Here is a 14,521-nt window from a genome sequence, read left to right as displayed (position 1 = left end):
TCCGACTGCCCCTCCCCCGCCCCCGCCCGGTCCGGACTGCGGGATTCCGTGAATCCTTGACACCCCGGAGTGGCAGGAGGAGCATCCTCACGTCGTTGACAACGTTGTCGGGGGCGGCCGCCGTCGCGGAGTGGTCACGGCGCACCTGCTCCCGCCGCGTTGACCGTTCGTCATACACGAAGGGCAGGAACGGTGTCAGACACGCACAACCACCGGGCGCGCACCGGGATCGGAATCATCAGCTCCGTCGCGGTGACCGCCATGGCCGCGCTGGGATTGGCCGCCACGGCCTCCCCCGCCTCCGCGGCCTCCCCCCACGGCACCGTCAAGAATCCCGTGTCGTACGTCAATCCGCTGATCGGCACGTCCAACGCGGGCAACACCTATCCGGGCGCGGTGCAGCCGTTCGGCATGCTGGCCTGGAGTCCGCAGAACTCCAGGGGCAAGCAGGTCTCGACCCCCGCTCCCGGCGGCTACCAGTACGACGCGACGAAGATCCGCGGCTTCAGCCTCACGCATCTCAACGGCGTCGGCTGCTCGGGCGCAAACGGCGACATCCCGATCATGCCGTACGTGGGTGACGTCGACTCCTCGCCCAGCGCGGACACCACCGACGCGAAGTACGCCGCGAGCTTCTCGCACGCCGACGAGAGCGCATCGCCCGGCTACTACAAGGTCGGCCTGGCGAGCGGTGCTTCGGCGGCGCTCACCACCACCGCCCGGACCGGTTCGGGGAAGTTCGGCTTTCCCGCGGACAAGCCCGCCAGCATGCTGTTCCGTACCTCCAACTCGGAGAGCGGCAGCACCGGGGCCACCGTGAAGATCGACAAGGCGGCCCGCACCGTGACGGGCTCCGTCACGGCGGGCAACTTCTGCGGTCCGCAGAGCGCGAACAACCGCAAGGACCTCTACACGCTGTACTTCACCGCCCACTTCGACAAGGCGTTCGCGAAGACCGGCACCTGGACCGACAGCAAGGTCGAGCCCGGCTCGACCTCCGCCTCCGGGGGTACGGGGTACAGCTCGTCCGGCAACGCCGTCGAGGGCAAGGGCTCCGGCGCGTACGTCACCTTCGCCGACGGGACCACCGAGGCCGGCGCCAAGGTCGCCGTCTCCTACGTCAGCGCGCAGAACGCCGAGGCCAACCTCCGCGCGGAGAACGGCCCCCGCAAGAGCTTCGACTCCGTCAGGACCCAGGCCGCCGCCGCCTGGAACAAGGCGCTGAAGTCGGTCGAGGTGGGCGGCGGCAGCGAGGCCCGGCGCACCACCTTCTACACCGCGCTCTACCACTCCATGCTGGAGCCCACCCTGACCAATGACGTGGACGGCCGCTACCTCGGCGCCGACCGCAAGCCGCACCGGCTCGCCAAGGGCCAGCACGCCCAGTACGGCACGTTCTCCGGCTGGGACCAGTACCGCGCCCAGGTGCAGCTCATGACGCTGCTCAATCCGCGGGCGGGCAGCGACTACGCGCAGTCGCTTTTCAACTACGCGGGCCAGCGCGGCGGCGAGTGGGACCGCTGGCTGCTGGAGAACGGCAAGACGAGCGTGATGTCGGGTGATCCCTCGGATGCGGCCCTCGCCGGGATCTACGCCTTCGGCGGCCATGACTTCGACGTCAAGGGCGCGCTGAAATCACTGGTCGAGGCCGCGACGGTACCCACGGCGAACGACTCCGACAGCTCGGGCTGCAACGTCGAGTGCGTGGGCCAGCGGCCCGCGCTCGACAAGTACCTGGAGCTCGGGTACGTACCGGCGGACAACTGCCACTGCTGGGGCGGCGCGGCCGAGACGCTGGAGGACGCGGCGGCCGACTACGGACTGTCCGAGCTGTCCCGCCAGACCGGCCGGACAGCCGACGCGAAGAGGTTCCTGGACCGCTCGGGGAACTGGACCAACGTGTTCGACGCCAACGCCACCCCGCAGGGCGGCTACATACGCGACCGGAAGGCGGACGGCACCTGGGCGGGCACCTTCACGCCGGGCACCGGCAGCGGCTTCGTCGAGGGGTCCAGCGCGCGCTACACCTGGATGGTGTACTCGGACGTGGCCGGCCTGGCCGGCGCGATGGGCGGTGACGACCAGGCGGTGAAGCGCCTCGACGCCTTCTTCCGCACGCCGGACGGGAAGTTCGACTTCTCGGCGAAGGACGACACGCGCTACGACGCGACCAACGAGCCCGACATCAACGCCCCTTACCTGTACGACTACCTGGGCGCCCCGTACAAGACGCAGGAGACGGTCCGCGCGGAGCTGGACCAGCTGTGGACCGACTCCCCCGGCGGCATCCCCGGCAACGACGACGCGGGGACGATGTCGTCCTGGTACGTCTTCTCGGCGCTCGGCATGTACCCGCAGAACCCCAGCCGGGCCGATCTGACCCTGACCGCACCGCTGTTCCCGCACGCGGTGGTGCACACCGGGCGCGGCAGGACGATCACGGTCGACGCGCCCGCCGCCTCGGCGGACAACACCTACATCCACGGGCTGAAGGTCAACGGCCGCACCTCCACGAAGCCGTGGGTGCCCGCCTCGCTCGTCACCCACGGCGGGAAGCTGGACTACACCCTCGGCTCCACGGCGGACACCTCCTGGGGTGCGGCGAAGGCCGACGCCCCGCCGTCCTTCCCCGGCGGCGGTCTGAAGTACTTCACCGGCGCCACCCCCGAGCAGCTGAAGATCGAGCCGGGCAGCAGCAGTGCGCAGACCACCGTCAAGGTGCAGAGCATCGAGACGAAGGCCACCACGGTGCACTGGACGGCGAAGGCTCCGGCCGGCGTCACCGTGACCCCGGCAGAGGGTGATTTCACCGTTCCGGCCCGCGGTTCGGTGAGCGCGACGCTGAAGGTGTCAGCGGCTGCGGACACGGCCGAGGGTCACTACACGGTCCCGGTGACACTGAAGTCGTCCACAGGTGAGGAGCTCCCGAAGACCTCGGCCTCGGTGACCGTGGCGGAGAAGAACGGCATGCTGTGGAACCGCAACAGCACCGCCATCTCCGCCGACGACGACAACCCGCAGGCCAACTTCGACGGTGAGGGCTGGAGTTACTCGGCCAAGGCGCTCGCCGCGGCGGGCGCGACACCCGGCGGGAAGGTCTCGTCCGGCGGCTTCGACTTCGGCTGGCCCGAGGTGGCGGCGGGCGACCCGGACAACATCGAGGTGGCCGGCACCGAACCGCAGGTGGTGAACGTTCCCGCCGCCCCCGGCGACACGAAGCTCAGCCTGCTGGGCAGCGCGGCCGAGGGCTCGGCGTCCGGGCAGGCGACGCTGACGTACACCGACGGCACCACGCAGCAGGCGGAGATCGGCTTCAGCGACTGGACGCTGGGCGGCGGCGCGGACAAGCCGTCGTTCGGCAACACGGTCGCGGTGCACACCGCGTACCGCGACGTCCAGGGCGGCGGGACGGACCCGGTGGGCACCGAGATCTTCGCCACCGCCCCGATCGCGCTCCAGGCGGGCAAGCAGCTCGCGAGCGTGACCCTGCCGTCCACCACGGACGGCGGTGTGATCCACGTCTTCGCGGTGGCCACGGCCTGACGCACCCGACGGGAACGGGCCGTCGCGGCAGGGAAACCCCCTGCCGCGACGGCCCGTTCCTGTGATCAGACCAGGTCGAACCGGTCCAGGTTCATGACCTTGTCCCACGCCGCGACGAAGTCCTTCACGAACTTCTCCTTCGCGTCATCGCTCGCGTAGACCTCCGCGAGTGCGCGCAGCTCCGAGTTGGACCCGAAGACGAGGTCGGCGCGGCTGCCGGTCCACTTCACCGCTCCGGAGGCGTCGCGGCCCTCGAAGGTGGTGGCGTCCTCGGACGTCGCCTTCCACGTCGTACCCAGGTCGAGCAGGTTGACGAAGAAGTCGTTGGTCAGCTGCCCGGGGGTCTCGGTGAGGACACCGAGCGAGGACTGCTGGTGGTTCGCGCCGAGCACCCGCAGCCCGCCGACGAGGACCGTCAGCTCGGGGGCGGTGAGGGTCAGCAGGTTCGCCCGGTCGAGCAGCAGGTACTCGGCCGGCAGCCGGTTGCCCTTGCCGAGGTAGTTGCGGAACCCGTCGGCGGCCGGCTCCAGCTCGACGAAGGACTCCACGTCGGTCTGCTCCTGCGACGCGTCGACGCGGCCCGGGGTGAAGGGGACCTCGATGTCGAAGCCGGCATCCTTGGCCGCCTTCTCGACGCCTGCGGCACCGGCGAGCACGATGAGGTCGGCGAGCGAGACCTGCTTGCCTCCGGACTGCTCGGAGTTGAAGGACTCCTGGATCCCCTGGAGGGTGCGCAGCACCCCGGCCAGCTGGTCCGGGCCGTTGACGTCCCAGCCGTTCTGCGGCTCCAGACGGATGCGCGCGCCGTTGGCACCGCCGCGCTTGTCGCTGCCTCGGAAGGAGGAGGCCGAGGCCCAGGCGGTGGAGACGAACTCGGAGACCGGGAGGCCCGAGTCGAGGATCCGGGCCTTGAGAGCCGCGACGTCCGAGGCGTCGACGGTCTCGTACGTCCGCGCCGGCAGCGGGTCCTGCCACACCAGCGTCTCCGCCGGGACCTCCGGGCCGAGGTAGCGCACGATCGGGCCCATGTCGCGGTGGGTCAGCTTGAACCAGGCGCGGGCGAAGGCGTCGGCGAACTGGTCGGGGTTCTGGTGGAAGCGCCTCGAGATGTCCTCGTACGCCGGGTCGAAGCGGAGGGAGAGGTCGGTCGTCAGCATGGTCGGTGCGTGGGTCTTCGAGGCGTCGAACGCGTCGGGGACGGTGCCCGCACCGCCGCCTTCCTTCGGCCGCCACTGGTGGGCGCCCGCGGGGCTCTTGAACAGCTCCCACTCGTACCCGAACAGGATGTTGAAGAAGCTGTTGTCCCAGGCGGTCGGGGTGTCCGTCCAAATGCCCTCGAGCCCGCTGGTGATCGCGTCGGCGCCCTTGCCGGTCCCGTACGTGCTCTGCCAGCCGAGGCCCTGCTGCTCGAGCGGGGCGGCCTCGGGGTCGGGGCCGACGTTGTCGGCCGGGCCGGCGCCGTGGGTCTTGCCGAAGGTGTGGCCGCCCGCGATCAGGGCGACCGTCTCCTCGTCGTTCATCGCCATCCGGCGGAATGTCTCGCGGATGTCGCGAGCCGCGGCGATCGGGTCCGGGGTGCCGTTCGGGCCCTCGGGGTTGACGTAGATGAGGCCCATCTGGACCGCGCCGAGCGGGCTCTCGAGCTCCCGGTCGCCGGTGTAGCGCTCGTCCCCGAGCCAGGTGGTCTCAGGACCCCAGTAGACGTCCTCGTCGGGCTCCCACACGTCCGCGCGGCCGCCGCCGAAGCCGAAGGTCTTGAAGCCCATGGACTCCAGGGCGACGTTGCCGGTGAGCACGATGAGGTCGGCCCAGGAGAGGTTCTTGCCGTACTTCTTCTTGACCGGCCACAGCAGCCGGCGGGCCTTGTCGAGGCTGGCGTTGTCCGGCCAGCTGTTGAGCGGGGCGAACCGCTGCTGGCCGGCTCCGGCGCCGCCTCGGCCGTCGCTGATCCGGTAGGTGCCGGCGCTGTGCCAGGCCATCCGGATCATGAAGGGGCCGTAGTTGCCGAAGTCGGCGGGCCACCAGTCCTGCGAGGTGGTGAGCACCTCGGCGATGTCCCGCTTCACGGACGGCAGGTCGAGGCTCTTGAAGGCCTCGGCGTAGTCGAAGTCCTCACCGAGGGGGTTCGCGACGGCGGGGTTCTTGGCGAGGATCTTCAGGTTGAGCCGCTCCGGCCACCACTGGCGGTTTCCGCCGCCCTGGGTCGGGTGCGGCGCGCGACCGTGCGCGACCGGGCAGCCGGAGACCTCCTCGGTCTTCGGATCGGTGACGATCGCGTCATGGTTCTCAGTCATGGAAATCCTTCCGGACGGGGCGGATCACATTGCTCTGGAACTGAGGGTGGTGGATCCGGGGGGTACTGGAATCGAGGGTGGCGGGACCGAGGGCGCCGGGATCACGGACCGGGAGGGAGCGGAGGGAGACGGCGGCCTGGGCGTCGCCGCAGCCCGGAGGCGATCGCCTCGGATGCGAGGCGATCACAGTCCGGATGCCGGCGTGGGCGCACCCGTCTCCTGAAGACACGCATTTTCCCCTGCTGTTGACCTGACCCTTGGCTGTCAGCCGGAACCGATCCTACGATGGACCTAGTCCAAGTCAATACGACAGACGGGTCTGTACGAATCATTCGTAGAACAACGCACAGTGAGGCTGGTGGGAATGAGTGACCTGCTGGAACGGCTCCGTGAACGCGGCTGGCGCATGACCGCTCAGCGCAGGGTGGTCGCCGAGGTCCTCTCGGGCGAGCACGTCCACCTCACGGCGGACGAGGTACTCGTACGCGCCGCCGCCCGGCTGCCGGAGATCTCTCGCGCCACCGTCTACAACACCCTCGGCGAACTGGTGTCGCTCGGCGAGGTGATCGAGGTGGGTACCGACGGCCGGGCCAGGCGCTACGACCCGAACGCCCATCACCCGCACCAGCACCTGGTGTGCTCGGCGTGCGGCACCATCCGGGACGTCCACCCCGACGCCGACCCACTGGCCGGGCTGCCGGACTCCGAACGGTTCGGCTTCACCGTCTCCGAGGTCGAGGTGACGTACCGGGGGCTGTGCCCCGACTGCGGCGGCGGGTGAGCCACACTCCTCAGCCCAATACCACGCACACTCGCACGATGTCAACTCGCATGCCTCACCACCCCGCACCGCAGAACGAACGGTGGCCGCGCGCTCGATAGCCGCTGACGGGCCGTTCGTTTTTCTAAGCTGCTTTCTTTCTTGATCGTATTTGATCGACGAGGCGGCCACATCGCCTTACCCTTGCCCTCAATACGACAAACACCAAGCAGTTTGCCGCTTCATGCGGTCATCACGCACACCCTCACCCTGAACGGTGGCACGGTAGGCAATCCAAGCCGCCGCTCGAAGGGTTCACCTCGATGTCCGTCCACTCGCCTTCGGACCCTTCACCGGAGCCTGACACCAGCCCCGAAACCAGTTCCGAACGCATTCCCGAGCCTGCCCTCAGTCTCGATGTGCATCGCCAGCTCCAGTCAATTGAGGGCGAGTTGACCAAGCTGCGGAATCGGAACCGTTTCGGACTCGGCCAGGCTGTTCGAGTGGCTGGCCTCCTGCTCTCCGCACGAGAGGCACTCAACGGATCCGACAGCGAGGTCTGGACCGTGGTGGCGAGAACCATGAGGCAATTCGCCAAGCTGTTCGAGTTGGACGATGAGTGAAGGGGTACGTGATGAGCGACCACCAAACCAACGGCCCGTTCCGGTCTCCTGTTTCGATAGAACGCCAAAATGTCTGGGTGGAGGCCGCTTTGGCGACTCCGCACGTGAAGTCGCCTCGTTCCGCTCTGCAGAACGCCGCCGCCTTCCTCGTCGACCCGGAACACACCTTGAGCGAGCCGGACGTCAACGGCGTCCGCACCATCAGAGAAGGGGCGCTGCGGACCGTACGGACCGATGCGGGTGAGATGCTGGTGGTCGAAGTGCAGATGCACGGAGTGGCCGGGATCGTGTGGGAACACAACGAGCGGATCAGCTCCCTCTGGCACTCGACAGCGGATCCTTCGGTCGGCCGCGGCACCAAACGTTCCCTCACCAGGGTGCACCCTTGGCCCCATGAGAGCCCCGACGAAGACAACCAACCCTACGCGGCGCTGCTCAGTCATCCCCCCAACCGACAGTGGCTCACGTCCAACACAGAAGAGGCTTCTGACGAACTGGACCGCCGGGACGGCCTGCGTTCTTATGACCTCAAAGAGGATCTGGTCCTCAACGGCCAGCAAGAACCCGGCATGTACATCCCTCAACGTTTCTGCCTCGCTGAGCAGCCACCGGTAGGCGCCGACGGCGTGGCGGAACACCCCGCTGAATACGTGGGCTGGATGGCCGTTCGAGGCAATAATCGAACGAAGCGACGCCAGGACATCTTTGGCCTGACTTCCGCCGAAGTCCTTACCGGGGTTCCGGCAAGCAAGCTCGGCCTCCCCGGTGACGAAGTATTCTTCGATCCGCAGTTCTGGCTGGAGAAGCTCTCCTACCGACTCAACCAGGAATGGGCTGACGCCCAGATTTCGGGTGATGATGAGGCTACGGCGATCCGCGCGACCAATGTGGCGGTGGTGACCGCCCACCTGGTCGTCGGTACGCCGACTCCTGAACGTCTTTATCGCATCGTGCAGATGAGCAATCGCCGCGACCACGTTCATCCGCCACTGGAGTTCGTGCCCAATGACCGAGGGCGGGCACTGGGGCGCAGCGTGCTCGGAATGTACGTGGCGCAAGGCGTTCTCGACGAGAGGGAATCACAGGTGCTGTCGGGCTTGGCACCCGTCAACGAACTGAGCACCGCCGCTGAGGACGCAACGGTCTCGGAACTGCGGGATCTCCGCTCCATGATGATCCTGCGAGAGCTCTTTCCGGTAGATCCCTACAAGAAGCTACTGATCCGCCGCGCACTCAGCGAGTCGCCCCCCTCACAGCTGAGCAGCCCCGAGATCAACCGGCGTGCCCGCGCCTGGTCCGCGCTGACCTCGGAGAGCTACCCGGCCCCGTGGAATCCCCGTATCGCCGAGGTGTTCAACGCCGGATCCGTCCGGGCGGGGCTGCACTTCTCCGAACGCCCGCTCCGGGAACTGCTCAACGTCGCCGACAAGGATGACGACGCGTTCGAGGAACTCGTGGCCTATCGTGCGGCCCACTGGCTGGCTGCCTTCGACATCATCGACGCCGACCGGGGCTCGCTGGCCGGCCAGAAGACGGACGACGACGACGGCGCCAAGGCGGCGCGCGTCCGGCGCACCGTGAAGAACCATCTCAACGCCCTGCGAAGCAACCGGATCATGGCCGTCGCCGTGCTGCGTGAGCTGGCGAAAGCCATGGACGAGGGTGACCGCAGGCCCATCCGCGTCAGCCGTTCCGGCGCGTTGCTGATCGAGGAGATGACCACCGCCTGGTTCGACAGGGAGTTCCCGAAGGATTCCGGCAAACGCCGCCCGAAGGTCCCCGCTCCCCGGCCGGGCCCGAGCAGTGCGGCCACGGTACAGAACGGCTCAGCCGGCACTGCTCCGGCCACCGCGCTGTTCCCTCTGCACACGTGGCGGCACCAGCCCGGAAGCGTGGCGACCGGGCCCTTCCCGCTCCTGCCGGCACCGGCCGGAGCGGGTACGGCACCGGCCCTGGGGGGACCGGGTGGCGTCGGGCCGACGGTGTCCGGCGAAACCGAACCGGGCGAGCCCAGCTTCGAAGAGCGGGTGGAAGCGGCGGTGACCCTGACCCGGCGGCTGCTGGAGTTGGCGGAGCAGGCCGAGGCATCGCTCACCGCGGTGTCGGCCGCGGCGGCGAAGGCCGGGATCGCGCGCCCCCTGGCAGGGCGGGACGGGGCCGATGCCGCCCTGCATCTGGCGCGGACGCTTCCCTCGGTCCGCACGATGCGCGACACCGTGGAGGATCTGGGCGGCCGCACCGAGAGGTACGGGGCGTAGCGGCGGGGGCGGCTTCGGTCCCGGTGCGCGCCTGAAAGCTGCCCGCTACCATATCCAGCGGCCGCCCGCCGCCGCACACGGCCTCTCAGGAGAGCGAGATGTCCGGCTTGTAGAGGTCGAGCCACAGCGCCAGGTCGAGGGTGCGTTCCAGCCCGCGCCGGGAGGCCTGCGTGATCTGCGGTGCGTCGTGCTGCGCCGCGCGGGCGACCCGGTCACGGTCGACGAGGTCGAAGACCGGGTGCGACGGCCGAGCCAGGAGATCCTTGGCGTGCCCCTGCAACGCGAGCGCGTACTTGGGGTCCTGGGTGGAGGGGTAGGGGCTCTTGACCCGGTCATAGACCGACTTCGGCAGCACGTCCGCCGTGGCCTCGCGGAGCAGGGACTTCTCCCTGCCGTCGAAGGACTTCAGCGACCAGGGCGTGTTGTAGACGTACTCGACGAGGCGGTGGTCGCAGAAGGGCACGCGCACTTCGAGTCCGACCGCCATGCTCGCCCGGTCCTTCCGGTCGAGCAGGACGCGCACGAAGCGGGTCAGGTGCAGATGGCAGATCTTGCGCATCCTGAACTCGAAATCGCTCTCGCCGTCCAGCCGCTGTATGCCGGTGACCGCGGTGTCGTAGCTGTCCTTGATGTACGACGGGAGGTCGAGGGCGGCCGTCAGGTCGGGCCTCAGCACATCGGAGTCGTCCCCGAAGTGCTGGGCGAAGCGCACGAGCCAGGGGAAGGTGTCGGCGCGCCTCGCCCCTTCGTCGAAGAACTGCAGATAGCCGCCGAAGACCTCGTCGGCCGACTCCCCCGAGAGCGCGACGGTCGAGTGCTCGCGGATGGACCGGAACAGGAGGTACAGCGAGGCGTCCATGTCACCGAAGCCCATCGGGATGTCCCGGGCCCGGATCACCTTGGCCCGCACCTCGGGGTCGGCCAGGGCGTGCGAGTCCAGCACGATGTCGCGGTGGTCGGTGCCCGACGACCGCGCGACGTCGTGCACGTACGGCGTGTCCGGGGTGGTACGCAGCTCGTCGGCGACGAAGTTGTCCGCCTGGCCGACGAAGTCGACCGCGAAGCTGCGCACCGTCTCGCCGTTCTCGGCCAGTTGACGCGCGGCGATCGCCGTCATGGCGGAGGAGTCGAGGCCGCCGGAGAGCAGGGTGCAGCGCGGCACGTCTGAGACCATCTGGCGGCGCACGATGTCGTCCAGGAGCGCTCGCACATGGGCGATGGAGTCGTCCTTGCCGTCGGTGTGCGGGCGGGTCTCCAGCTGCCAGTAGACGTGCCGGCGCAGCCCGCCCCGGTCGACGGTGACGACGGTGCCCGGCTCGACCTCGTTCATCCCCTCCCACACGGCGTGGCCGGGGGTCTTGACGAACGCGAAGAGCTCGCGCAGCCCGTCGAGGCCGACACGGGCGCGGGCCAGCGGGTTGGCCAGGATCGCCTTGGGCTCGGAGCCGAACAGGACGCCGTCCGGGGTCTCGTAGAAGTAGAAGGGCTTGATGCCCATCCGGTCACGGACCATGACGAGCCTGTCGTGGCGCCCGTCCCACACGGCGAACGCGTACATGCCGTTGAGGCGCTCGGCCACCGCCTCGCCCCACTCCAGGTACCCGCGCAGCACGACCTCGGTGTCGGAGTCCGTGGTGAACCGGTGTCCGCGCCCGGTCAGTTCACGTCGCAGCTCGGTGAAGTTGTACGTCTCCCCGGAGTAGACGAGGGCGACCGCACCCTGCGGGGTGTCGGCCGTCATCGGCTGGCGCCCGCCGGGCAGGTCGATGATGGCCAGCCGACGGTGCCCGAGGGCGGCCGGGCCGTTGATCCACGTACCGCAGTCGTCGGGACCGCGGCAGGACATCGTCTCCGTCATCGCGTCCAGGGTGGCGGTCTCACTGTGCAAATCGCGTTCGAAGGAGACCCAGCCGGTGATGCCACACATGCGCTACCTCCTGCGTGCTGTCGTCGACCGGGGCCCGGGAACCACAGTTGAACAGCGGATTCGAGGCCTGCGCCACTCCCGGCCGAACTAGATGTACTGCGCAGTTACGTAACGAGAGTGCGTCGCGTCATTGCATACGGTCAACGTGGCCGTAACACCGCTGAGGCCCGCCACCGAACGGTTTCGGCCGGTCCCCGCACCGCGCGGCAGCGTGGCGTCACGGGACGTTCCCGCACCGCAGGGGCCGGGGCGTGGCGGAGCAACTCATTCCGGCCATGGGCAAAGACTTACCCAATGTCGCGAACGACTCCTCACCCGGCGGACGGGGCGTTGGCTGCAGCCGCCCGGACGGCCCTCAGTCCTGCCAGTAGAACAACAGGGTGTCGACGCTGACGGGTTCACGCTCGCCGAAGTAGTAGACGCAGAGGCCGGTGACCCGGATCGCGCCGGTGGTTCCGTCGATCCAGCGGAAGCCGGCCGATTCGAGGGCAGCGCGTGCGGCGAGACCGATGCCGTCGTCCGTGCCGTCGCCGGTGGCGAACCGCCCGAGGGTGCTGACGCACAGCCGGCCCTCGCCGCACTCGATCACGTGGTAGGACCCACCGCCCTGGTGGTGGTGTTCGCCGCACGGCACAGGGGGTTCCGGCGCGAGCCCCGCCTCCTTCAACGCCGCTGTCGCTCGGTGGAGTTGTCCGTCCTGAGCGACGGGTGACGGCGGCTCGGTGCACAGCGCCTCGACGCGCCAGCGGGGATCGCTTCCCCGTTCGCAACGACTCGCGTACTCGTGCAGGATCGCGCTGCGGAGTTCCTCGTCCAGGCCGTCCACCTCGACCCTGGGGCGCCCCAGGGTCTCGTACACGGCCCGGGTCTCGGCCGCGTCACCGGTGAGGCGGTGCAGCGCGTACGCGGCCCAGAGCGCGGCATCCGTCGTCGGCGCATCGCCGAGGTAATCGCGGAGCCGTACCGGATCCGTCAGGAGCGACTGGGCCAGGTACGCGACGCCGCGATCGCGGTCCGCCAGCGCGTCGGTCACGTCCGCTCCCGCGCGATGCCGCATCCGGACACGAAACGCTCGGGCCTCGGGCCGCTCGACACCGGTATCGGCGAGGATCTCCTCAGCGCCGTACCGCGTGACCAGCGCGTCCATCGTGGCCTCGCCCGCTGTCCGCCGGTGCGGCCACGGAGAGGCCGCCAGCGTCACCAGCTCGGGCGCGGCCGACCGGTCACCGAACAGACCACGCGCTTTGAGGATCGCCTCGGGCATGGCGTACGAACGCTCATTGCGGCGGTCCTCGTGCTTCAGCCAGGGAAGCAGCTCCGCCGCCCGGCCCGCGAGCAGGTCGAGAAGCGCGATGCGCACCTCGGCCACATCGTCCGGGTCCTGCACGCGCGCGATCAACTCGGCCGCGTACCGCTCCGGCACCCGCCCGGCGAGCGCGAGAACGCAGGACCTGCGCCGCCACCACGGGTATGCGGGATCGGCCACGTACCGGGTGAGCTCGCCGGCGTCGAGCGCAAGCAGGCCGACGGTGTCGGCATTGCCGGCGGACGGCACCAGCATCTCTATGGTTCGCATGTGCGGGTGCTACTGGTGGCTGCCGGGGCGGGTCCGGAGCGGAGCTCACCCGGAGCACAGCGGAATCAGGACATACAGCGAACGTTCCAGCGGTCATTGGCCGAACCGGCCGCTCGCGGTGAGACATCGCATCTCCATGGGGAGATGAAACGGGAAACAGCACCGATCGCCTTGTCCGCCGGGCGGGGATTGCCGCACTCTTTCGTGCGGGCCCTTCGCCTGGACGGATGGTTATGGAGGTTCCCGTGCCCCAGCCGTCCACCGAGTTCGGTGAGGAGCTGAGGAGGCGTCGCCTGGACGCCGGACTCAGCCTCACAGCAATGTCTGCCGCCGTTCACTACAGCAAGGCTCAGCTGAGCAAGGTCGAACGAGGCATCAAGCCGCCCAGCCGCGATCTCGTCCGGCTGTGCGACGCCGCTCTGAAGGCCGACGGCGCGCTGAACGCCCTCGGCACCCCAGCCGTTGCCGGCACACCGGTCGACGCCGTGCCAGGAGAAGTCGATGAGGAGGATTGGATCATGCAGCTGTCACCGGAAGGCAGGGGCCAGTTCCGGCCCTTGGGGCGGCGACAGGTCGTGGGCGCGGGCGCCGCCTCGTTGATGCGGCTGGGTCTTGGTGGCCAGGGCCCGGCCACCCCGGCCGCGGGCATCGGAATGCTGGAGGCGTCCCGCTCGCTGTTCACGCACTACCGGCGACTGGGCCAGAGCGTCCAGCCCGGATTCCTGCTGCCCGCTCTGATCGCACAGACCCACACGTTGCGGGAACTGTCCGCGCACTCCGACGGCACCACCCGCCGCGAGCTGCTTGAACTCGCCTCGCGATACGCCGAGTACATCGGCTGGCTCGCCCAGGAGTCGGGAGACGAACAGGCGGCGCTGTGGTGGACGCAGCGCGCGGTGGACCTCGCGGCCGCCGGCGGTGACCCGGCGCTGGCAGGCTACGCGCTGGTCCGCAGGGCGTTGATCACGCTGTACCAGGACAACGCCGAGCAGACGGTGGCCCTGGCCCGGCGGGCCCAGAGCGGCACGCTGCCACCGCGGATCCGCGGACTGGCTGCGCAGCGGGAAGCGCAGGGGCACGCGCTTGCGGGTGACCACCGGGCCTGTCTGCGTGCGCTGGACCGCGCCCGTGCGCTGCTCGCCGCTGACGAGGGCAGCCCCGACGCGACGGTGATCGGCAGCATGCATCTGCCCGATTCAGTCGGAATGGTCACCGGCTGGTGCCTGGTCGACCTCGGCCGGCCCGGCCAGGCTGCCGAGGAGCTCGACCGGCAGCTCTCCCTGGTCTCCGGCGACGCGCTGCGTACCCAGGCACGGTACGGCGTCCGCAGGGCACTCGCCTACGCGTCGAACGGCGAGATCGACCACGCCTGTGCGTTGACGGCACCCCTGCTGGACGGGGTGGCGACCATCCGTTCCGCGACCATCACGATCGACCTCCACCGCCTCGCCCGCGTACTGGCCCGCCACTCCGATCACGCATCGGTGCGCCGGCTGGGCCCCCGGCTCGGCACGTTGTCACGCCTTCCCACTTCTTGAAG

The 14,521-nt window shown here is 69.2% G+C and carries 7 protein-coding genes; 4 read left to right on the top strand and 3 right to left on the bottom strand.

Translation table 11 applies throughout. From position 1 onward, the window contains the following. Positions 1-261: 261 nt before the first annotated feature. Positions 262-3,543 (top strand): GH92 family glycosyl hydrolase, encoded by a 3,282-nt coding sequence (locus EDD93_RS30190; RefSeq protein ID WP_123529442.1) that lies wholly within the window; start codon positions 262-264, stop codon positions 3,541-3,543. A gap of 65 nt (positions 3,544-3,608) precedes the next feature. On the opposite strand, the gene katG is transcribed toward EDD93_RS30190, so the two are convergent. Continuing rightward, complete coding sequence (gene katG, locus EDD93_RS30185) at positions 3,609-5,837, bottom strand: catalase/peroxidase HPI (RefSeq protein WP_123528651.1); 2,229 nt, start codon at positions 5,835-5,837, stop codon at positions 3,609-3,611. 364 nt (positions 5,838-6,201) lie between these two features. Here katG and EDD93_RS30180 point away from each other — a divergent pair, with 364 nt between their 5' ends. Together EDD93_RS30180 and EDD93_RS30175 are read left to right on the top strand one after the other, a co-directional pair. Next, positions 6,202-6,618: a Fur family transcriptional regulator gene (locus EDD93_RS30180; protein ID WP_123528650.1), complete on the top strand. Its 417-nt coding sequence runs from the start codon at positions 6,202-6,204 to the stop codon at positions 6,616-6,618. A gap of 613 nt (positions 6,619-7,231) precedes the next feature. After that, entirely contained in the window at positions 7,232-9,478 is a 2,247-nt protein-coding gene (locus EDD93_RS30175) for a hypothetical protein (protein WP_123529440.1), read from the top strand. A gap of 85 nt (positions 9,479-9,563) precedes the next feature. On the opposite strand, the gene asnB is transcribed toward EDD93_RS30175, so the two are convergent. Both asnB and EDD93_RS30165 read right to left on the bottom strand, forming a co-directional pair. Next, complete coding sequence (asnB, locus tag EDD93_RS30170; protein ID WP_123528649.1) at positions 9,564-11,405, bottom strand: asparagine synthase (glutamine-hydrolyzing); 1,842 nt, start codon at positions 11,403-11,405, stop codon at positions 9,564-9,566. Between the two features lie 355 nt (positions 11,406-11,760). Next, positions 11,761-12,981, bottom strand: a complete 1,221-nt coding sequence (locus EDD93_RS30165; RefSeq protein ID WP_123528648.1) for a hypothetical protein — start codon at positions 12,979-12,981, stop codon at positions 11,761-11,763. Positions 12,982-13,226: 245 nt separating this feature from the next. Here EDD93_RS30165 and EDD93_RS30160 point away from each other — a divergent pair, with 245 nt between their 5' ends. After that, positions 13,227-14,519, top strand: coding sequence for a helix-turn-helix transcriptional regulator (locus tag EDD93_RS30160; RefSeq protein WP_185092568.1), 1,293 nt, complete (start codon positions 13,227-13,229; stop codon positions 14,517-14,519). Positions 14,520-14,521: the final 2 nt, after the last annotated feature.

This window comes from Streptomyces sp. 840.1, assembly GCF_003751445.1.
In the GTDB taxonomy this organism is placed as follows: Bacteria; Actinomycetota; Actinomycetes; order Streptomycetales; family Streptomycetaceae; genus Streptomyces.
Note: the sequence above shows the minus strand (reverse complement) of the source record. Positions and strands in the feature narration are given on the sequence as shown.

What these genes read in the sequence shown, in the direction of transcription:
- EDD93_RS30190 (WP_123529442.1), top strand. Translation starts at nt 262, where the DNA reads ATGGCCGCGCTGGGATTGGCCGCCACGGCCTCCCCCGCCTCCGCGGCC.
- katG (WP_123528651.1), bottom strand. Translation starts at nt 5,837, where the DNA reads ATGACTGAGAACCATGACGCGATCGTCACCGATCCGAAGACCGAGGAG.
- EDD93_RS30180 (WP_123528650.1), top strand. Translation starts at nt 6,202, where the DNA reads ATGAGTGACCTGCTGGAACGGCTCCGTGAACGCGGCTGGCGCATGACC.
- EDD93_RS30175 (WP_123529440.1), top strand. Translation starts at nt 7,232, where the DNA reads ATGAGCGACCACCAAACCAACGGCCCGTTCCGGTCTCCTGTTTCGATA.
- asnB (WP_123528649.1), bottom strand. Translation starts at nt 11,405, where the DNA reads ATGTGTGGCATCACCGGCTGGGTCTCCTTCGAACGCGATTTGCACAGT.
- EDD93_RS30165 (WP_123528648.1), bottom strand. Translation starts at nt 12,981, where the DNA reads ATGCGAACCATAGAGATGCTGGTGCCGTCCGCCGGCAATGCCGACACC.